The sequence below is a fragment of the Streptomyces sp. NBC_01445 genome (genome assembly GCF_035918235.1).
Classification (GTDB): Bacteria; Actinomycetota; Actinomycetes; order Streptomycetales; family Streptomycetaceae; genus Streptomyces.
The window spans coordinates 7,455,459-7,473,770 of record NZ_CP109485.1 but is presented as its reverse complement, the minus strand read 5'-3'; the positions used below and the strand labels follow the sequence as shown (position 1 = coordinate 7,473,770).

General features: G+C 70.1%; 16 protein-coding genes. 6 read left to right on the top strand and 10 right to left on the bottom strand.

Going from position 1 to position 18,312, the window contains the following annotated elements:
- Positions 1–63: 63 nt before the first annotated feature.
- Positions 64–3,135: an excinuclease ABC subunit UvrA gene (uvrA, locus tag OG574_RS33970; protein WP_326776316.1), complete on the bottom strand. Its 3,072-nt coding sequence runs from the start codon at positions 3,133–3,135 to the stop codon at positions 64–66.
- A 221-nt stretch (positions 3,136–3,356) separates the two neighbouring features.
- Here uvrA and OG574_RS33965 point away from each other — a divergent pair, with 221 nt between their 5' ends.
- Both OG574_RS33965 and OG574_RS33960 read left to right on the top strand, forming a co-directional pair.
- Complete coding sequence (locus OG574_RS33965) at positions 3,357–4,046, top strand: maleylpyruvate isomerase family mycothiol-dependent enzyme (RefSeq protein ID WP_326776315.1); 690 nt, start codon at positions 3,357–3,359, stop codon at positions 4,044–4,046.
- 9 nt (positions 4,047–4,055) lie between these two features.
- The gene (locus tag OG574_RS33960) at positions 4,056–4,712 is read left to right on the top strand and encodes an MBL fold metallo-hydrolase (RefSeq protein ID WP_326776314.1); all 657 of its coding nucleotides are present in this window, start codon (positions 4,056–4,058) and stop codon (positions 4,710–4,712) included.
- Between the two features lie 58 nt (positions 4,713–4,770).
- On the opposite strand, the gene aroQ is transcribed toward OG574_RS33960, so the two are convergent.
- The 7 genes from aroQ to OG574_RS33925 form a co-directional block, all read right to left on the bottom strand.
- Complete coding sequence (gene aroQ / locus OG574_RS33955) at positions 4,771–5,244, bottom strand: type II 3-dehydroquinate dehydratase (protein WP_100592373.1); 474 nt, start codon at positions 5,242–5,244, stop codon at positions 4,771–4,773.
- 96 nt (positions 5,245–5,340) lie between these two features.
- Positions 5,341–6,441, bottom strand: a complete 1,101-nt coding sequence (locus OG574_RS33950; RefSeq protein WP_326776313.1) for a calcium:proton antiporter — start codon at positions 6,439–6,441, stop codon at positions 5,341–5,343.
- A gap of 127 nt (positions 6,442–6,568) precedes the next feature.
- A complete protein-coding gene (locus tag OG574_RS33945; RefSeq protein WP_326776312.1) occupies positions 6,569–7,588 on the bottom strand; it encodes a TerC family protein in 1,020 nt (339 codons plus the stop codon).
- A 231-nt stretch (positions 7,589–7,819) separates the two neighbouring features.
- Complete coding sequence (locus OG574_RS33940; RefSeq protein WP_326776311.1) at positions 7,820–9,823, bottom strand: TerD family protein; 2,004 nt, start codon at positions 9,821–9,823, stop codon at positions 7,820–7,822.
- A 48-nt stretch (positions 9,824–9,871) separates the two neighbouring features.
- Positions 9,872–10,474 (bottom strand): TerD family protein, encoded by a 603-nt coding sequence (locus OG574_RS33935; RefSeq protein ID WP_100592369.1) that lies wholly within the window; start codon positions 10,472–10,474, stop codon positions 9,872–9,874.
- 189 nt (positions 10,475–10,663) lie between these two features.
- On the bottom strand, positions 10,664–12,811 hold the full coding sequence (uvrB, locus tag OG574_RS33930) for an excinuclease ABC subunit UvrB (protein ID WP_326776310.1): 2,148 nt from the start codon (positions 12,809–12,811) through the stop codon (positions 10,664–10,666).
- Between the two features lie 40 nt (positions 12,812–12,851).
- Positions 12,852–13,658, bottom strand: a complete 807-nt coding sequence (locus OG574_RS33925) for an MHYT domain-containing protein (RefSeq protein WP_326776309.1) — start codon at positions 13,656–13,658, stop codon at positions 12,852–12,854.
- Between the two features lie 267 nt (positions 13,659–13,925).
- On the opposite strand from OG574_RS33925, the gene OG574_RS33920 reads away from it, so the two are divergent.
- The 3 genes from OG574_RS33920 (at position 13,926) to OG574_RS33910 (ending at position 16,883) form a co-directional block, all read left to right on the top strand.
- The gene (locus tag OG574_RS33920; protein WP_326776308.1) at positions 13,926–14,801 is read left to right on the top strand and encodes a glycerophosphodiester phosphodiesterase; all 876 of its coding nucleotides are present in this window, start codon (positions 13,926–13,928) and stop codon (positions 14,799–14,801) included.
- A 78-nt stretch (positions 14,802–14,879) separates the two neighbouring features.
- Positions 14,880–15,479: a methylated-DNA--[protein]-cysteine S-methyltransferase gene (locus OG574_RS33915; protein ID WP_326776307.1), complete on the top strand. Its 600-nt coding sequence runs from the start codon at positions 14,880–14,882 to the stop codon at positions 15,477–15,479.
- Between the two features lie 129 nt (positions 15,480–15,608).
- The gene (locus tag OG574_RS33910; RefSeq protein ID WP_398374528.1) at positions 15,609–16,883 is read left to right on the top strand and encodes an MFS transporter; all 1,275 of its coding nucleotides are present in this window, start codon (positions 15,609–15,611) and stop codon (positions 16,881–16,883) included.
- A 39-nt stretch (positions 16,884–16,922) separates the two neighbouring features.
- Here the strand turns inward: OG574_RS33910 and OG574_RS33905 are convergent, their stop codons facing one another.
- Positions 16,923–17,288, bottom strand: a complete 366-nt coding sequence (locus OG574_RS33905; RefSeq protein ID WP_326776306.1) for a cupin domain-containing protein — start codon at positions 17,286–17,288, stop codon at positions 16,923–16,925.
- A gap of 150 nt (positions 17,289–17,438) precedes the next feature.
- Between OG574_RS33905 and OG574_RS33900 the strand changes: the two genes are divergently transcribed.
- Entirely contained in the window at positions 17,439–17,738 is a 300-nt protein-coding gene (locus tag OG574_RS33900; protein ID WP_100592364.1) for a GlsB/YeaQ/YmgE family stress response membrane protein, read from the top strand.
- A gap of 75 nt (positions 17,739–17,813) precedes the next feature.
- On the opposite strand, the gene OG574_RS33895 is transcribed toward OG574_RS33900, so the two are convergent.
- Positions 17,814–18,248, bottom strand: coding sequence for a VOC family protein (locus OG574_RS33895; protein ID WP_100592363.1), 435 nt, complete (start codon positions 18,246–18,248; stop codon positions 17,814–17,816).
- Positions 18,249–18,312 lie beyond the last annotated feature (64 nt).

The following is an 18,312-nucleotide window of genomic DNA, read 5'->3' as shown; positions in this document are numbered from 1 at the left end:
CGCCCCACGGGGAGTTCCCGTGGGGCGCCAGGTGTTTTCCGTGCGATCGCGGACCGCCCGCGGTCAGGCCTTGCCGGCCCGCGTGGACTTGGTCGCGGTCTTCTTGGCGGCCGTGACCTTCTTCGCCGCGGCCTTCGTGGCGGTCTTGCCGGACGTCGTGGTGTTGGCCCTGGCCACCTTCTTGGCCGGGGCCTTCGCGCTCGCCGAGACGGTCTTCTTCGCGGCCGCGGCCTTCTTCGCCGTGGCCACCGTCTTCTTCGTACGCGCCGCGGGCACCGACGCGTCGCTGAACCGGTCGGCGCCGAGGATGTCGCGCAGGAACTTGCCGGTGTGACTGGCCGGTTCGCCCGCGACCTCTTCGGGGGTGCCCTCGGCGACGACGAGGCCGCCGCCGTTACCGCCCTCGGGGCCCATGTCGACGACCCAGTCGGCGGTCTTGATGACGTCGAGGTTGTGCTCGATGACGATCACCGAGTTCCCCTTGTCGACGAGGCCCGACAGGACGGTGATGAGCTTGCTGATGTCCTCGAAGTGCAGACCGGTGGTCGGCTCGTCGAGAACGTAGACGGTGCGTCCCGTGGACCGCTTCTGCAGCTCGCTGGCCAGCTTCACGCGCTGCGCCTCGCCTCCGGAGAGGGTCGGCGCGGACTGCCCGAGCCGGACGTAGCCGAGGCCGACGTCGTTCAGCGTGCGCAGGTGGCGGGCGATGCCCGGGACCGCCTCGAAGAAGCCGAGCGCCTCCTCGATGGGCATGTCCAGGACCTCGGCGATGGACTTGCCCTTGTAGTGGACGTCCAGCGTCTCGCGGTTGTACCGCGCCCCGTGGCAGACCTCGCACGGGACGTAGACGTCCGGCAGGAAGTTCATCTCGATCTTGATGGTGCCGTCGCCGGAACAGTTCTCGCAGCGGCCGCCCTTGACGTTGAAGGAGAAGCGTCCGGGCAGATAGCCGCGGACCTTCGCCTCGGTCGTCTCGGCGAAGAGCTTGCGGACGTGGTCGAAGACTCCGGTGTACGTCGCCGGGTTCGAGCGCGGGGTGCGGCCGATCGGCGACTGGTCGACGTGCACGACCTTGTCGACAAGGTCGTCGCCCTCCACGCGCGTGTGCCGCCCGGGAACGTTGCGCGCCCCGTTCAGCTCGCGGGCGAGGTGTGTGTACAGGATGTCGTTGACCAGCGTCGACTTGCCGGAACCGGAGACACCGGTGACCGCGGTCAGAACGCCGAGCGGGAACGACACGTCGATGTCGCGCAGGTTGTTCTCGCGGGCACCGTGCACGGTCAGCTTGCGGGTCGGGTCGACGGGGCGCCGGATGTCCGGCAGCGGGATGGACCTCTTGCCCGACAGGTACTGGCCGGTCATCGACTCGGCGTTGGCGAGCAGCTCCTTCAAGGGGCCGCTGTGGACGACCTTGCCGCCGTGCTCACCCGCGCCGGGGCCGATGTCGACGACCCAGTCGGCGACCTTGATGGTGTCCTCGTCGTGCTCGACGACGATGAGCGTGTTGCCCATGTCGCGCAGCCGTACGAGGGTCTCGATCAGGCGGTGGTTGTCGCGCTGGTGCAGGCCGATCGAGGGCTCGTCCAGGACGTAGAGCACGCCGACCAGGCCGGAGCCGATCTGTGTCGCGAGGCGGATGCGCTGGGCCTCGCCGCCGGAGAGGGTGCCGGCCGCGCGGTTGAGCGAGAGGTAGTCGAGGCCTACGTCGACGAGGAACCGCAGCCGCTCGTTGACCTCCTTGAGGACCCGCTCGGCGATCTTCTTGTCGCGCGCGTTGAGCTTCAGCTCGCCCAGGAAGTCCGCGCAGTCGCTGATGGACATCGCGGAGACCTCGGCGATGGACTTCTCCATCACCGTGACGGCGAGAACGATCGGCTTCAGGCGCGTGCCCTCACAGGTGGGGCAGGGCACTTCGCGCATGTAGCCCTCGAAGCGCTCGCGGCTGGAGTCGCTCTCCGCCTCGCTGTGGCGCCGCTTGACGAACGGGACGGCGCCTTCGAAGGGGGTCGTGTAGACCCGCTCGCGGCCGTACCGGTTGCGGTAGCGGACCTCGATCTGCGTCTTGTGGCCGTACAGGAGGGCCTTCCTGGCGCGCTGCGGCAGGCCCGCGAAGGGGATGTCGGTCCGGAATCCCAACGCGTCCGCGAGGGCGCCGATGAGGCGTCCGAAGTAGTCCTTGGTGTGCCCGTGCGACCAGGGGTGGATGGCGCCCTCATCGAGGGACTTGTCCTCGTCCGGGACGATCAGCTCGGGGTCGACCTCCATGCGCGTGCCGATGCCGGTGCAGTCCGGGCAGGCGCCGAAGGGCGAGTTGAAGGAGAAGGAGCGCGGCTCCAGCTCCTCGAAGGACAGGTCGTCGTACGGGCAGTACAGGTGCTCCGAGTACATGCGCTCACGCTCGGGGTCGTCCTCGGGGAGGTCGACGAAGTCGAGCACGACCATGCCTCCGGAGAGGCCGAGCGCGGTCTCCACGGAGTCGGTCAGCCGGCGCTTGGCGGATTCCTTCACCGTGAGGCGGTCGACGACCACCTCGATGGTGTGCTTCTCCTGCTTCTTCAGGGTGGGCGGTTCCGACAGCTGGATCGTCTGTCCGTCGACCCGGGCGCGGCTGTACCCCTTGGTCTGGAGGTCGGCGAAGAGGTCGACGAACTCGCCCTTGCGCTCGCGCACGAGCGGCGACAGGACCTGGAAGCGGCTGCCCTCGGGCAGGTCGAGGACCTTGTCGACGATGGCCTGCGGCGACTGGCGCGAGATGGGGCGGCCGCACTCGGGACAGTGCGGCTTGCCGATGCGCGCGAAGAGCAGGCGCAGGTAGTCGTAGACCTCGGTGATGGTGCCGACCGTGGAGCGCGGGTTGCGCGAGGTCGACTTCTGGTCGATCGAGACGGCCGGAGAGAGGCCCTCGATGAAGTCGACGTCCGGCTTGTCCATCTGGCCGAGGAACTGACGGGCGTACGAGGAGAGCGACTCGACGTACCGCCGCTGCCCCTCGGCGAAGATCGTGTCGAAGGCGAGCGACGACTTGCCGGACCCCGACAGACCCGTGAAGACGATGAGCGAGTCGCGCGGGAGGTCGAGCGAGACGTTACGGAGATTGTGCTCGCGCGCGCCACGGACGATGAGACGGTCGGCCACGCCGGTCCGCACCTTTCTTGAGAGAAGCAACAGGGGCGGGGCCCCTGTCTTTCGAGACTAGGGGGGCCACCGTCAGCGATGGACTGTTTTCCATGGTTGGTAACAAACCCGGACCACCAAGAATGCCCGATGCCGCTCCCGAGCTTATAGCACGTACATTCGATTCTTGGTCTCGGTCGGCCGCCTTCACCCGATCGAGTGGCGGCGCTATCGTCTGCGCCATGAGCGATCATGTGCGCGACCTGGCCTCTGTACGTGAAGCGACCGACCGGCTCCTCACCGCTGTCGGCACGCTGGACAACGCGGCTGTGGCCGAGTCGTCACGGCTTCCCGGCTGGAGCCGGGGCCATGTCCTCGCCCACCTCGCCCGTAACGCGGACGCACTCGCGAACGTCCTCGCGGGCCGGCCCATGTATCCGAGCGCCGAGGCGCGCGACGCGGACATCGAGCGGGACGCGCCGCGCGACCTTCGCGAGCAGCTCGAGGACCTGCGGACCAGTGCCGCCGGATTCGAGGCCCGGGCCGAGGTCCCGGCCGACTGGGCGCGCACGGTGGAGCTGCGCAACGGCGTCAAGGACTCCGCGTCCCGGATCCCCTTCCGGCGCTGGGGCGAGGTCGACCTGCACCACGTCGACCTCGGGATCGGGTACGAGCTGGAGGATCTGCCGGCGGAGTTCGTCGAGCGGGAGATCGACTTCCTCGCCGAGCGCTTCGCGGGGCACCAGGACATGCCGTCGACCGGCCTGAAGTCGGACGGCGGCCGGGTCTGGACGACGGGCGGCGGCGCCGGTACGGGTCCGGTCGGCGTCGCGGGTCCCGCCCCGGAGCTGCTCGGCTGGCTCTCGGGACGGCGCGACGGCTCCGGGCTCACCGTCGAAGGCGGCCCGCTGCCTGTCGTACCCCCGCTATAGGCTGAGTCCATGACGTACAGCGGAGCGGTGAAGGTCGGCGGCCCGGCGGATGTGCACGAGCTGCAGAACCTGATGATCTCCAAGGTCGCGGTCGGCGCGATGAACAACAACGCGTATCTGCTGCGCTGCCGCGCCACCGGCGAGCAGCTCCTGATCGACGCGGCCGCCGACCCGGAGACGCTGCTGAGCCTGATCGGGGACGACGGCATCGCGTCCGTCGTCACGACGCATCAGCACGGGGACCACTGGCAGGCGCTCGCCCGGGTCGTGGAGGTCACCGGCCCGCGTACGTACGCGGGCCGTTACGACGCGGAGGGCATCCCGGTGCCCACGGACGTGCTCGTCGAGGACGGGGACACGATCAACGTCGGCCGGGTCTCGCTGACCGCCCGGCATCTGGTCGGCCACACGCCCGGCTCGATCGCCCTCGTCTACGACGACCCGCACGGCCACCCCCATGTCTTCACCGGGGACTGCCTGTTCCCGGGCGGCGTGGGGAACACGTGGAAGGACCCGAAGGCCTTCGCGAACCTGATCGACGACGTCGAGTCGAAGATCTTCGGCCGGCTCCCCGACGAGACGTGGGTCTACCCCGGGCACGGGAACGACACGACGCTCGGCGCCGAGCGTCCGCATCTGCCGGAGTGGCGCGAGCGCGGCTGGTGAGTCAACGCCCGGCCGCGCCGGGCGTGTTCACTCCACAGTGCATGAGAGTCCGGCGGTACTAGACCGTGGCCACGCCGGGCTCGGCCAGGGCCGCCACCCGCTCCACCGCGAACGCGTACCCCTGGACCCCGCAGCCGGCGATCACACCGTCCGCCCGGACGGACACGTAGGAGTGGTGCCTGAACTCCTCGCGCTGGTGGATGTTGGAGATGTGGACCTCAATGACGGGCAGGCCGTCGCACGCGTTGAGGGCGTCCAGGATCGCGACCGAGGTGTGCGAGTAGGCGGCCGGGTTGATCACGATGCCCACGTGGTTCTGGCGTGCCTCGTGGATCCAGTCCACCAGCTCGCCCTCGTGGTTGGACTGCCGGAAGTCGACGCTCCCGCCGTGCACGGCCGCGGCCTTGACGCACAGGGCCTCGACGTCCGCGAGGGTGTCGGACCCGTAGATCTCCGGCTGCCGGCGGCCGAGGAGATTCAGGTTCGGGCCGTTCAGAACCATGATCGGGGCGTTGGCGAGGGTGCGGGGCACAGGGGACCTCCGTGCGTCGGGCGGCTGCTCCCCTTGGGTCTATCACGAGGCGTCACGGTGCTGCCCGGCCGTATCAATGACCGATCGCCATGACCGTCACGGCGTGACGGCGAGCTCCACGTACGCGGCGAACACCACGAGGTGAACGCCGCCCTGGAGCGGGGTGGCGCGGCCTGGGACGACGGTCAGCGTGCTCACCAGCATCGTCAGGACCAGCAGCACCATCTGCGTGGCACCGAGTCCGAGGACGAGGGGCCCCGACAGCCAGAACGACGCGATGGCGACGGCCGGGATGGTCAGTCCGATGCTGGCCATCGCGGAGCCGAGTGCGAGGTTGAGGCTCGTCTGGACGCGGTCACGACGGGCCGCGCGCAGAGCCGCGATCGTCTCTGGCAGCAGGACGAGGAGCGCGATGATCACGCCGACGACGGAGTGCGGCATCCCGGCTGCTTCGACGCCCGACTCGATCGTCGGCGACACGCCTTTGGCGAGACCGACGACGGCGACGAGGGCCAGTCCGAGGAAGCCGAGGCTGATCAGGGCGGTGCGGGTGGTGGGCGCGTCCGCGTGGTCGTCGCCGTCGATGACATTGCCATGCTTGGTGATCGGCAGGAAGTAGTCGCGGTGCCGCACGGTCTGGGTCGCCACGAAGATCCCGTACAGGACGAGCGCGGCGGAGGCCGCGAAGATCAACTGCGAGGTGGAGAACTCCGGGCCCGGCTTGCTGGTGGTGAACGTCGGCAGGACCAGGCAGAGCGTGGCCAGGGTGGCGACCGTGGCGAGCGCGCCGCCGGTGCCCTCGGACTGGAAGACGGCGATGCGGTGCCGGAACGCGGCGGCGAGCAGGCTCAGTCCGACGATGCCGTTGCAGGTGATCATGACGGCGGCGAACACCGTGTCGCGGGCGAGCGTGGCGCCCTTCTCGCCGCCGTCGACCATGAGGGTGACGATCAGCGCCACTTCGATGACGGTGACGGCGACGGCGAGTACGAGGGAGCCGAAGGGTTCGCCGACGCGGTGGGCCACGACCTCGGCGTGGTGGACGGCCGCGAGCACGGACGCGGCGAGCACGACGGAGACGACGGCCACGACAGCGCCCGGCAGCGAGCGGCCCCAGGTGAACACCAGCAGGACGACCGCGAGGCCGGGGACGACGGCCGTCCATTGCGTGACCAGTCTCCGAAGCCCAGCGATCATGCCTTTGATGGTGCACCGACGGTGCGGGGGCCGCGACTTCGGGACGGGCGCGTGTGCGTGGGGCCCGAACGAGGGAAGGAGCGCGCGGCCGGCAGCCGCGCGCTCCTTCTCCGTACCGGTTCGGCGGTCAGGCCTTGATGCTGTCCTTGCGGGCGCCGTCGGTCGCGTCGCCGTCCTGGTCGCCGCCGTCGAGGACCTGCTTCTGCGCCTGCTTCTTGGAGGCGATGAGGCTGGCGATGGTGGTGACCGCCAGGACGCCGCAGATGACGGCCAGGGAGACCGGGATGGAGATCTCCGGCACGTGCACCCCGGACTCGTGCAGCGCGTGCAGGACGAGCTTCACGCCGATGAATCCGAGGATCACCGACAGGCCGTAGCTGAGGTAGACCAGCTTCCGGAGGAGTCCGCCGATGAGGAAGTACAGCTGGCGCAGACCCATCAGCGCGAACGCGTTGGCCGTGAAGACGATGTACGGGTCCTGGGTCAGGCCGAAGATCGCCGGGATCGAGTCCATCGCGAACAGCACGTCGGTCGTGCCGATCGCGAGCATGACGACCATGAGCGGCGTCAGGATCCGCTTGCCGTTGACCCGGATGAACAGCTTCGTGCCGTGGTACCGGTCGGCGACGCCGAACTTCTTCTCGATGGACTTGAGGAGGCGGTTCTCCTCGAACTCGTCTTCCTCGTCGTCCGACATCGCTTCCTGGATGAGCTTCCAGGCGGTGTAGATGAGGAACGCGCCGAAGATGTAGAAGACCCACGAGAAGTTGGCGATGACCGCGGCACCGGCCGCGATGAAGATGGCGCGCAGCACCAGGGCGATCAGCACACCGAACAGCAGGACGCGCTGCTGGAGCTGGGACGGCACCGAGAACTTCGCCATGATCAGGATGAAGACGAAGAGGTTGTCGACGCTCAGCGACTTCTCGGTGATGAAGCCGGCGAAGAACTCGCCCGAAGCCTGTGAGCTCCCCCAGATCAGCAGACCGATCCCGAAGAGGGCGGCCAGCACGATCCAGACGACCGTCCAGATTCCGGCTTCCTTGATCGATACGTCGTGGGGCTTGCGCCCGATGAAGAAGTCGACCGCGATCAGGGCGACCAGACCAAGAATGGTCAGCACCCAAAGGGTCATCGATACGTCCACTGCGCCTCCGGCGTCGTACGGCTACTGATCAGCGTCGTCGCTGCCGGAGGTCTCTTCCACCCGGGCGGCCTCAGCTCGCCTCGGGCCGACGCCCCGGGACCGGTGTCGGTCCGTATTGACGGGAACGCCGCGTTCGGGAGTACTCCCCTCCGCTCGTCGGAGCCTACGGGAAACACCCATGAAACGTAAAGGGTTCAGTAAAGATACGTTCAAAACCGGTGTTCAGAGGAGTCAGATGCCCTGCTCTCGTCGTGCTCTGGCGACCTCTTCGAGGACCTGCTCCAGGATCCGGCTGCCCGGCGGGACATTCGGCGGCTCGTACGTCCACGCGTGCCCCACCCAGGGGTCGGCGAGGTGGTCGTCGGGCACCGGCGTGAGGCGCAGCAGCGCGCGCCAGAGCGGGTCGAGGACCGGTCCGTACTCGGCGGCGTCCTCACGGTCGGCGACCATCAGGAGGTGGACGCCGACGGCGGGGCCCTCGTCGGCGAGGTAGCGCAGCCGGGTCACCGCGCGGTCGTCGAAGCCGTGCGGGAAGTCGTTGACGATCAGCAGCTGCTCGGCGGTGTCCAGGTCGGGCGGCAGCGCGTCGGCCGCTCCGCCGCGGACCGCCATCTGTACGAGGTCCACGCGCTGGATGAGCCGCCCGAGCACCTCGGAGACGCCCGCCACCCCGGCGGCCGGCGGCCCGGCGAGCACCCCGGCCCGCACGAGCGGGGCGAGCGCCCCCGCGGCCGATCCGGCCGGGTCGATGACGTGCACGGCGAACTCGCCCGCCGGGTAGACCGCAAGGAGCCGCGCGGCGTGCTCGACGGCGCTCCGCATGGCGCGGCGGCGCAGCTCGTCGGACTCGGTGAGCGCGTCCGCCCCGGAGCGGCCGCTGTCGATCCACATGCCGCGCTCCAGCGGGAGCCGCACGAGCATCGGGATGCGCAGGCCGAGGCCGCGGGACTCGGGCAGCTGGAGGTCGCCCAGGCGGAGGGCCATCGGGATCTCCATGGGGCTGCGGTACGCGTGCCAGACCGGGTTGTCCCAGCCCGCGTAGGCCGGGGGCAGGGCGGGCTCGACGACGGCGGACTCGGTGGCCAGCTGGGCGAGGTCGCGGTCGAGTGCCTCTCGCGCCTGATCGACAAGTCGGCCGTGCTTGGTGCGGGCGGCCTCGCGCGCGGCGTCACCCTGGCCGCCGATCCTGCTGCGCGGGTCGGACAGGGCCTTGTCGAGCTCCTGCTCCATACGGGAGTCCGCGAAGTCGACGGCGCTGCGATACGCGGCGACGCAGCGGGCGAGGTCCTCGAACATGCCCCACACCTGGTTGTAGAGCCGCTCGTCCATGGACCAGCCGGTCGCGTCTCCGGCGACGGGGACGGCGGGCTGCCCCGGCTCGCCGGGGGACGAGGTGGGCGCGGGGGCGGGTGGTGCGGGGGCCTGGCGGCCGGGGTGCGTGTAGTTGACCGGGCCCGTGCCGCCCGTCTGGCCGGAGGGGTGGGCCCGCGGCTGAGGCTCGTGCGTCGGCCGCGGGGCGGGGGGTGACTGGGGTTCGGGGGGCGACTGCGGCTGATGGGAGCGGGGCGGGGTGGTACTCGGCATCGCGGCGCCGGCGACGGCGGACGCCCCCGCTCCGGTGTCCGCCATGGCGCTCGCCCCGGAGGCCGCCGTCCGGGGCGGAGGCGGCGCCACCGTACGCGCGAGGCCCCGCGCCACCGCTTCGCCGATCTCGCCGGCGAGAGCTCCCGCGTCGGGGAGCCCCTGGTCCGTCAGGAGTGCTCCGAGGCCGCCCGCGTACCCCTGGCCCACCGCGCGCACCTTCCACGCGCCCTGGCGGCGGTACAGCTCCAGGGCTACGACGGCGGACTCGGCGTCGAGGTCGGTCATGGTGTAGCTGGCTACCTCGGAGCCGTCGAGTCCGGTGACGGCGACGAAGGGGGCCGCGACGGCGCCGAAACGGTCAGGGTCACCGGGTCCGGTGGGCAGCGCGAGCAGCACGCTGACGCGGTGGGCGGCCTCGGGCACGGCGTCCAGGTCGACGGCGAGGCGATGGTCGGCCGCCGCCTGCCGGGGGACCTCGAGCCCCGGCAGCGCGGGGGCGCCGGGGTGCGCGACCCAGTCGCGGCCGTGCACCTTGCCCTGGTCGTCGCTGAGCGTCGCGCCCGCCACGATCGGCGCTCCCGCCGACACGCGGATCTCCAGACGGTTCTGGGTGAGGGGGTGGTTCTGCCCCCGGACCAGCTCGGCCGTCATCGCCTTCTCCCCCTCGTCCCGTCCGTCTGCTCTCGCGTCCCCGCTACCTCACAGGCCCGGCAGGATCGCCGGCATGAGGTCCTGGAACGTGCGGCCGTTGGCCGGCGCGCCCAGGGCGGTCATCTGCCAGCCGGCGCCCGCGCGGTGCACCTTCGCCATGATCTGGGCGGTGTACTGGCCGCCGCCGTCGAGCGTGTAGCGGGCCAGCTCCTGGCCGTTGGTCTCGTCGACCAGGCGGCAGAACGCGTTCTGCACCTCCTGGAAGGTCTGGCCGGTGAACGAGTTCACCGTGAAGACGATCTGGTCGATGTGGACCGGGACGCGCTCGAGGTCGACGAGGATCGCCTCGTCGTCGCCGCCCTGGCCGGCGCCGCCGACGAGGTTGTCACCGGTGTGGCGCACGGAGCCGTCATCGCTGACGAGGTGGCGGAAGAAGACGACGTCCACCGGCTGCTTGTCCGCGAACAGAACCGCCGAGGCGTCGAGGTCGATCTCCCGCGTGCGGGTCCCGAACAGGCCGCGGCGCGGGGCGGCCTGCCAGCCGAGTCCCATCCGGACGGCCGTGAGGTTGCCCCCGTCCTGCTTCTGCAGGCTGATCGCCTGGCCCTTGCTCAGGTTGACACCAGGACCCTTGGAAAAGTTGGCCGTCACGCGTCCGTCCCCTCTCGAACTGTGCTCTTCACCGCCCGTCCGGCGGTTGAGGGAACCCTACGCAGGGCCACTGACAACGCCGCACACGGACAAGGACTTTGTGTCGGTCTTGCAACACACCGTGCGGCATGCCGGATCCGTCCGGCATGCCGTGGGGCGTGCGGGGTGCCGTGAGGCGTGCGGGGTGCGTCAGGCCAGCCCGGCCTCCTTCATCTGGCGCAGCTCCTTCTTCATCTCCGACACCTCGTCACGCAGGCGCGCGGCGATCTCGAACTGGAGGTCCGCGGCGGCCGCCCGCATCCGGTCGGTCATCTCCTCGATCTGCCCGGCGAGTTCGGCCGCGGGCCGGTCGGTGGGCACCGTCTGCGCCGTCTTGCCCTTGGCGGCCTTGCCACCGGTCTTCTTGGCGCCGGCCTTGGCGAGCGCGGGCACGGGCGCCTTGGCACCCTTGCCGTCCTTCGCGCCCTTGCGGTAGCCGGAGCCGAGGAGTTCCTCGGTGTCGACGTCCTCGCGCGCGATGGACGCGACGATGTCGTTGATCTTCTTACGGAGGGGCTGGGGGTCGATCCCCTTCTCCGTGTTGTACGCGATCTGCTTCTCCCGGCGGCGGTTGGTCTCGTCGATGGCCTTCTCCATCGCCGGGGTGATCTTGTCCGCGTACATATGGACCTGGCCGGACACGTTGCGCGCGGCGCGGCCGATGGTCTGGATCAGGGAGGTGCCGGAGCGCAGGAAGCCCTCCTTGTCGGCGTCGAGGATCGCCACCAGGGACACCTCGGGCAGGTCGAGGCCCTCACGGAGCAGGTTGATGCCGACGAGGACGTCGTACTCGCCCGCGCGCAGTTCACGCAGCAGCTCGACGCGGCGCAGTGTGTCGACGTCGCTGTGCAGGTAGCGCACCTGGATGCCCAGCTCCAGGAAGTACTCGGTGAGGTCCTCGGCCATCTTCTTGGTGAGCGTGGTGACGAGGACGCGCTCGTCCTTCTCGGTGCGCTTGCGGATCTCGTGCACCAGGTCGTCGATCTGGCCCTCGGTGGGCTTGACCACGACCTCGGGGTCGATGAGACCCGTGGGGCGGATGATCTGCTCCACGAAGCCGTCGCCGCGCGCGAGCTCGTACTTGCCCGGGGTGGCCGACAGATAGACGGTCTGGCCGATGCGCTCCTGGAACTCCTCCCACTTCAGGGGGCGGTTGTCCAGGGCGGACGGGAGCCGGAAGCCGTGGTCGACGAGGGTGCGCTTGCGGGAGGCGTCGCCCTCGTACATGGCGCCGATCTGCGGCACGGTGACATGCGACTCGTCGATGACGAGGAGGAAGTCGTCCGGGAAGTAGTCGAGCAGTGTGTTCGGCGGGGAGCCGGGCGAGCGGCCGTCGAAGTGCATCGAGTAGTTCTCCACGCCGGAGCAGGAGCCGATCTGACGGAGCATCTCGAGGTCGTACGTGGTGCGCATGCGCAGCCGCTGGGCCTCGAGCATCTTGCCCTGCTTCTCCAGCTCCGCGAGGCGCTCCCCGAGCTCCTTCTCGATGTCGTTGGCCGCGCGCTCCAGGCGCTCGGGGCCCGCCACGTAGTGCGTGGCCGGGAAGACGTACAGCGACTCGTCGTCGCTGATGACCTCGCCGGTGAGGGGGTGGAGGGTGGAGAGCGACTCGATCTCGTCGCCGAACATCTCGATGCGGACGGCGAGCTCCTCGTAGACCGGGAAGATCTCGATGGTGTCGCCGCGGACGCGGAACGTGCCGCGGCTGAAGGCCACGTCGTTGCGCGTGTACTGGATGTCGACGAAGCGGCGCAGCAGATCGTCCCGGTCGATCTCGTCGCCGACCTTGAGCGACACCATGCGGTCGACGTACTCCTGCGGCGTGCCCAGGCCGTAGATGCACGAGACGGAGGCGACCACGACGACGTCACGCCGGGTGAGCAGCGAGTTCGTCGCGGAGTGGCGCAGGCGCTCCACCTCCTCGTTGATCGAGGAGTCCTTCTCGATGTAGGTGTCCGACTGCGGGACGTACGCCTCGGGCTGGTAGTAGTCGTAGTACGAGACGAAGTACTCGACCGCATTGTTCGGCAGCAGCTCGCGGAACTCGTTGGCCAGCTGGGCGGCCAGCGTCTTGTTCGGCGCCATCACGAGGGTGGGGCGCTGGAGCTTCTCGATCATCCACGCGGTGGTGGCGGACTTACCTGTTCCGGTCGCACCGAGGAGGACGACATCCTTCTCACCTGCGGTGATGCGCCGCTCCAGGTCGGCGATGGCTGCCGGCTGGTCGCCGCTTGGCTGGTAGGGACTGACGACCTCGAAAGGCGCCACCGTGCGTTCGATCTTGGATACGGGCCGCATGGAATCCACCGTACGACCCCGCACTGACAACGGGGCCGGATCAGCCTGCCCGCCGCAGGGGGCGGACGGTCCGGCCCGCCCTGCTCGCGGCCTCGACGGCGTCCCTCCGGTCGGGCCTGCCCGTCATCATCATCGGGTCGAACACCACCACGACGCCGGCCAGCAGCAGGAAGCACAGAGGGCCGATCATGAGCGGCGCGAGGAGTTCGGCGGGGGCGTCACCGGGAGGGGTGCCGCCGCTCGCGTGCACGTGGACCCTGAGGGCGGCCATTCCGGTGTAGTGCATGCCGGTGACCGCGAGGCCCATGACGAGGCTCGCGCCGACGCTCCAGCTGAACCCCCTGACCTGGACCGCGGCCCAGAGCGCGGCGGTGGCGGCGGCCATGGCGATCACTACGGAGACGCCGACAGTGAAGGTGTTGTACTGAAGCGTCCCGTGTAGGCGCATGCCGGCCATGCCGAGGTAGTGCATCGACGCGACGCCCAGTCCGGTGACCGTGCCGCCGGTGAACAGGGCCGTCCCTGTAGCGCCCCGGTAGCCGACGATGAAGATCCCCATCCCGACCATGACGATGGCGACGCCCAGGCTCGCGAAGGTCGTCGGTTTGTCGTAGTGGATCGGGGTGCCCTGCACGCGGAAGCCCATCATCGCGATGAAGTGCATCGTCCAGATTCCGGACCCGATCGCCGCCGAGCCGAGCGCGAGCCAGCCGGGCCGCCAGGACTGGGTGACGAGCAGCGATCTGGTGGTGCAGCGCAGGCCCAGCGCCCCGCCGAGGCAGGCCATGAAGAACGCCACCAGCGGCGTGACCAGTCCATAGCTGAATCCGTCGACCGTGCCCTGCATCCGCTGCAGCCCTTCCGCCCTGATGTTCCTGATGTGTTCCGTTTGAGCCTCTGGCAACGACTGCCGGAGCGACCGCGATTGGAGCAGAGATTAAGGCTCCCGCGGGAACGTCTGAACGATTTTCCGGCAAAGCCTCACGACACCCACCCTCGGGGTGCACGTCCTCCCACCACTCCGTTCAGTGTGTGGCCATCCTTCACCTGTCTTCCGTTGGCAACCGACTGTCACCGTCGTTCAGTCCTTGATCCCTCGACGCGAGGAGTACACGTGTCCGCACGCGCAGCCACCGCGACCGCCGCCCTGGTGGGATTCGTCGGCGTCCTGGTCCTCCCCACCACCGCCGAGGCGGCACAGGAGCACGGCGGACCCGCCGTCGTCGCACACCGCGGCGCCTCCGGGTACGCGCCCGAGAACACCCTCAAGGCCATCGACAAGGCCGACAGGCTCGGCTTCGACTGGGTCGAGAACGACGTGCAGCGCACCAAGGACGGCCGGCTCGTCGTCATCCACGACACGAATCTGGCGCGCACCACGAACGTGGAGCAGGTCTTCCCCGGCCGCGCCCCGTACAACGTCGGCGACTTCACCGCCGCGGAGATCGCCGAGCTCGACGCCGGCGCCTGGAAGGGCGCCGAGTTCACCGGCGCCCGTGTCCCGACCCTCACCCAGTACCTGGACCGGATCGACCACAACCACCAGAAGCTCCTCATGGAGATCAAGGCACCGGAACTCTACCCGGGCATCGAGAAGGACATCCTGCGCGTGCTCGGCAAGGAGGGCTGGCTCAACCGCGATCACGTCAGGAACCGCCTGGTGATCCAGAGCTTCAGCGCCGACAGCGTACGGACCGTGCACAAACACCGCCCGGACATCACGACGGGTTTCCTCGGCACCCCCGCCGAGGGCGACCTGCCCCGGTACGCCCAGTTCGCCGACCGGATCAACCCCAGCAACGGGACGATCTCGGCCGGATACGTCGCCGCGGTGCACGCCTTCAGGGGACCGCACGGCAAGCGCCTGAAGCTCTTCACCTGGACCGTGAACGACGCGGCGACCGCGCGGCGCGTGGCCGGCCTCGGCGTGGACGGCATCATCTCGAACTTCCCCGACGTCGTGCGCAAGGCGGTGGGCGGCGGCCGGTAGAGCGGACGACGGGCAGGGGGAGGCCAGGCCGGCGGACGGCTCGGGCCGTTGTCAGTGGCTCCCCGTACGGTGGTCGCCATGAACGCCACTGGGCAGAAAGCCACTGGGGAAAGCGCCGCCGAGGACAGGCCCGGAGACGGGGCCGGGCGCACGGCCGTCTGGGCCGTCGTCGGCACGGACATCGGGCCGCTGCTCCTCGCCGCGACGGACGCCGGCCTGGTGAATGTCGTCTTCCACGCCTCCCCCGCTGTGCGTGACTCCGCGGTCGAGCGGCTCGGTTCCCGGCTCGGGACCGAGCCGGTCGAGGCCCCGGACTCGCCGCTCCTGACCGAGCCCATACGCCAGCTGAAGGCCTACTTCGCCGGTGAGCGGCGCGACTTCGAGCTGCCGCTCGACTGGTCGCTGATCTCCGGGTTCAACCGACAGGTCCTGCGCGAGCTGGCGTCCGGCGTCCCGTTCGGCTCGGTCGTCGGTTACGGGGATCTGGCGGGCCGCGTCGGACAGCCGGGGGCGGCGCAGGCGGTGGGCGTGGCCATGGGCGCCAATCCGCTGCCGGTCGTGGTGCCGTGCCACCGTGTCGTGGAGAGCGACGGCGGCATCGGCGGATTCGGTGGCGGCCTGGAGACGAAGCGGCAACTGCTCGCGCTGGAGGGTGTCCTTCCGCAGCCGCTGTTCTGAGGCGCGGGAGCGACTGTTCCAAGGCGCGGGAGCGACTGTTTCGAGCCCCAGGCACTGGTCGGCGCCAGGCCGCGCGGGGATGCCCGGTGTTCGAGGGTGGGTGCCGGCTGGCACACTGCGCCGGTGCTCATACCCGATTCCGCCGCGCGCCGCCGCCCTTCCGTCCCCCGGACGCCCCAGGACCTGGCCGGGCTGCGCCGCCGTGTCACCGCCGTACTCGTCGCGAGCCAGATACTCGGCGGGCTCGGCGTCGCCACCGGTATCGCGCTCGCCGCCGTGCTCGCCAAGCAGGTCAGTGGTGACGAGGCGCTCTCAGGGCTCGCGCCGACCGCGACGGTCGCCGGGACCGCCCTCCTGTCAGTTCCGCTCGCCGCCCTGATGACGGCACGGGGGCGCCGGCCCGGGCTCGTCCTCGCGTATCTGATCGGCGCGCTGGGGGCCGGGGTCGTCGTGCTGGCAGCCGCGGTGGGGAGCTTCCCGCTGCTGCTCATCGGCATGGCCGGGTTCGGCGCCGCCTCGTCGGCCAATCTCCAGGCGCGGTTCGCGGCCGCCGACCTGGCCGAGCCGCAGCATCGGGCGCGGGCGATCTCGAATGTCGTGTGGGCCACGACGATCGGCGCGGTGCTCGGGCCCAACATCGCGGCGCCCGCGGGCCGCAGCGTCGCCGGACTCGGCATCCCCGCGGCGGCGGGCCCCTTCCTGTGGGCGGCAGGGGTCTTCCTCGTCTCGGCCGTCATGGTGCAGCTCCTGCTGCGTCCCGACCCGCTCCTTACCGCCCGCGCCCTGGATCCCGAGGAGGAGAAGTCGTCCGGAGGGCGGTCGATCCGTGCCGGGTTCGCCGCCGTCGCCGCGTCGCCGCGCGCCCGGCTCGCCCTCGTGACCGTCGCCGTCTCGCACACCGCGATGGTGTCGATCATGTCGATGACGCCTGTCGACCTCGGCCATCACGGTGCGAGCATCGACCTCATCGGCCTGGTCATCAGCGGGCACATCGCGGGCATGTACGCGTTCTCGCCGGTGATGGGCCGGCTGTCGGACCGGCTCGGGCGGCTCTCCGTAATCGGCCTCGCCGTGGGCCTGCTCGCCTGCGCGGCGCTGCTCGCGGGCACGGCGGGCGGCAGCCACGGGCAGACCGCCGCGGGCCTGTTCGTCCTGGGGCTCGGCTGGTCCGCGGGCCTCGTCTCCGGTTCGGCCCTGCTGACCGACTCGGTGCCGCAGGCGGCTCGGGCCGCCGCGCAGGGCCTGTCCGACCTGACCATGAACACGGCGGCGGGCGTCGGTGGCGCGGCAGCGGGACTGGTCGTGGCGACGGCGAGTTACGCCTGGCTCAATCTGGCCGCGGCCTGCCTCCTGCTGCCACTCGCCGCCCTCGCCCTGTTCAGCCGGCGGCCCGCGGCGGCGTGATCAGGGCGGCGTGGCGGTGGTCGGACACCATGACGCCGGTCAGGGCAGCGTGATGTGGTACGCCTTCCGCAGGGTCTCGTGCACGGTCCACGTCGTACGGTCGCCCTCGCGCAGTACGGCCGCGTCACCGGGGCCCACCTCCAGCGTCTGCCCGCCCTCGACCTCGACAGTGGCGCGACCGGAGACGACCACGAACAGCTCGTTCGCCTCGGTGTCCGTCACCACGCCCGGCGTGATCTGCCAGATGCCCCGCAGCTGCTTGCCGTCGGCGGACTCCCAGAGCACCTTGCCCGTGACGACAGGGGCGCCCGAGACGATCTGCTCCGGATCGAGGGGCTCCGGTTCGAGTTCAACGTCCGGGATGTGTACGGCAAAAGAAGCAGTGGCCTGATCATTCGTGGTCATGAACGGTCACTCTAGGCAGCGCGGACCCCTCTGTTCACTGGACGACCCGTACCTCGGTCACGGCCCGGACTGGACGGCTCGTCAAGGGGAAGAGACCTTGAGACAACGTCCCGGGCGCCGCGTGCCCGGGTTCTAGGGAGTCGTGGGGACATGGAGATTTCCGGCGTCATCAGCGCGATCGTGATCGGCATCGTCATCGGCGTCCTGGGCCGGCTCGCCCTGCCGGGCCGTCAGCGCATCGGCATCCTGGCGACGGTCGTCGTCGGCATCGTGGCCGCGCTGCTCGGTTCGGCCATCGCCGCGGGCATCGGTGTCGCGGACACCAAGGGGGTCGACTGGGTGGAGTGGCTGATTCAGATCGGCCTGGCCGCCCTGGGCGTGGCACTGCTCGACCGCGGCCGGACAGGCGGCCGGTCGCGCGGCCGTGCGTGGGGCCGCGCGCGCCGCTGACCCACAACCCCGGTACGGCTGCCCCCCGTACAGCCAGCCCCTGTACGAGCAGGGCCGCGCCCCGTATCCGGCCTTTCAGGCCTCTTCGTAGTAACGCGCTTCGAAGACGTTCCCGTCGGGGTCGCGGAAGTAGAAGCTGCGGACGGCCGGGCCGCGGGCGCCGTACGAGTGGCGGCCGTGGTCCGAGACCGGCACCTCGCGCTCCTCCAGACGGGCGCGCAGGCTGTCGTAGCCGCCTTCGGTCAGGGCGATGCACACGTGGTTGACCGGGTGGCCGGCGCTCTTGTCGCCACCCGGCACCATGTTCATGCGGGCTGCCATGGGCAGCGGCGCGAGGTCCAGGATGGTCTCCTCGTTGAGCCGCACCGAGGGGAACGAGACCGTGCCCTCCTTGAACTCGGCGACCCTGAGAGGTTCGAGGCCGACGGCCTGCTCGTAGAAGTCCGCCGCGGCCACCGGGTCGCTGACCCAGAGCACGACATGGTCGAGGCGTGCCGTGTTGTCCGTCATGCGCTCAGAGTTGTCCGTCATGCGCTCAGGCTGCTCGGCCGGCCGCCGCGCCGCAAGTGTTTGC

What these genes read in the sequence shown, in the direction of transcription:
- OG574_RS33915 (WP_326776307.1), top strand. Translation starts at nt 14,880, where the DNA reads ATGAACGCCACTGGGCAGAAAGCCACTGGGGAAAGCGCCGCCGAGGAC.
- OG574_RS33905 (WP_326776306.1), bottom strand. Translation starts at nt 17,288, where the DNA reads ATGACCACGAATGATCAGGCCACTGCTTCTTTTGCCGTACACATCCCG.
- OG574_RS33960 (WP_326776314.1), top strand. Translation starts at nt 4,056, where the DNA reads ATGACGTACAGCGGAGCGGTGAAGGTCGGCGGCCCGGCGGATGTGCAC.
- OG574_RS33940 (WP_326776311.1), bottom strand. Translation starts at nt 9,823, where the DNA reads ATGACGGCCGAGCTGGTCCGGGGGCAGAACCACCCCCTCACCCAGAAC.
- OG574_RS33900 (WP_100592364.1), top strand. Translation starts at nt 17,439, where the DNA reads ATGGAGATTTCCGGCGTCATCAGCGCGATCGTGATCGGCATCGTCATC.
- OG574_RS33950 (WP_326776313.1), bottom strand. Translation starts at nt 6,441, where the DNA reads ATGATCGCTGGGCTTCGGAGACTGGTCACGCAATGGACGGCCGTCGTC.
- OG574_RS33925 (WP_326776309.1), bottom strand. Translation starts at nt 13,658, where the DNA reads ATGCAGGGCACGGTCGACGGATTCAGCTATGGACTGGTCACGCCGCTG.
- OG574_RS33965 (WP_326776315.1), top strand. Translation starts at nt 3,357, where the DNA reads ATGAGCGATCATGTGCGCGACCTGGCCTCTGTACGTGAAGCGACCGAC.
- OG574_RS33895 (WP_100592363.1), bottom strand. Translation starts at nt 18,248, where the DNA reads ATGACGGACAACACGGCACGCCTCGACCATGTCGTGCTCTGGGTCAGC.
- uvrB (WP_326776310.1), bottom strand. Translation starts at nt 12,811, where the DNA reads ATGCGGCCCGTATCCAAGATCGAACGCACGGTGGCGCCTTTCGAGGTC.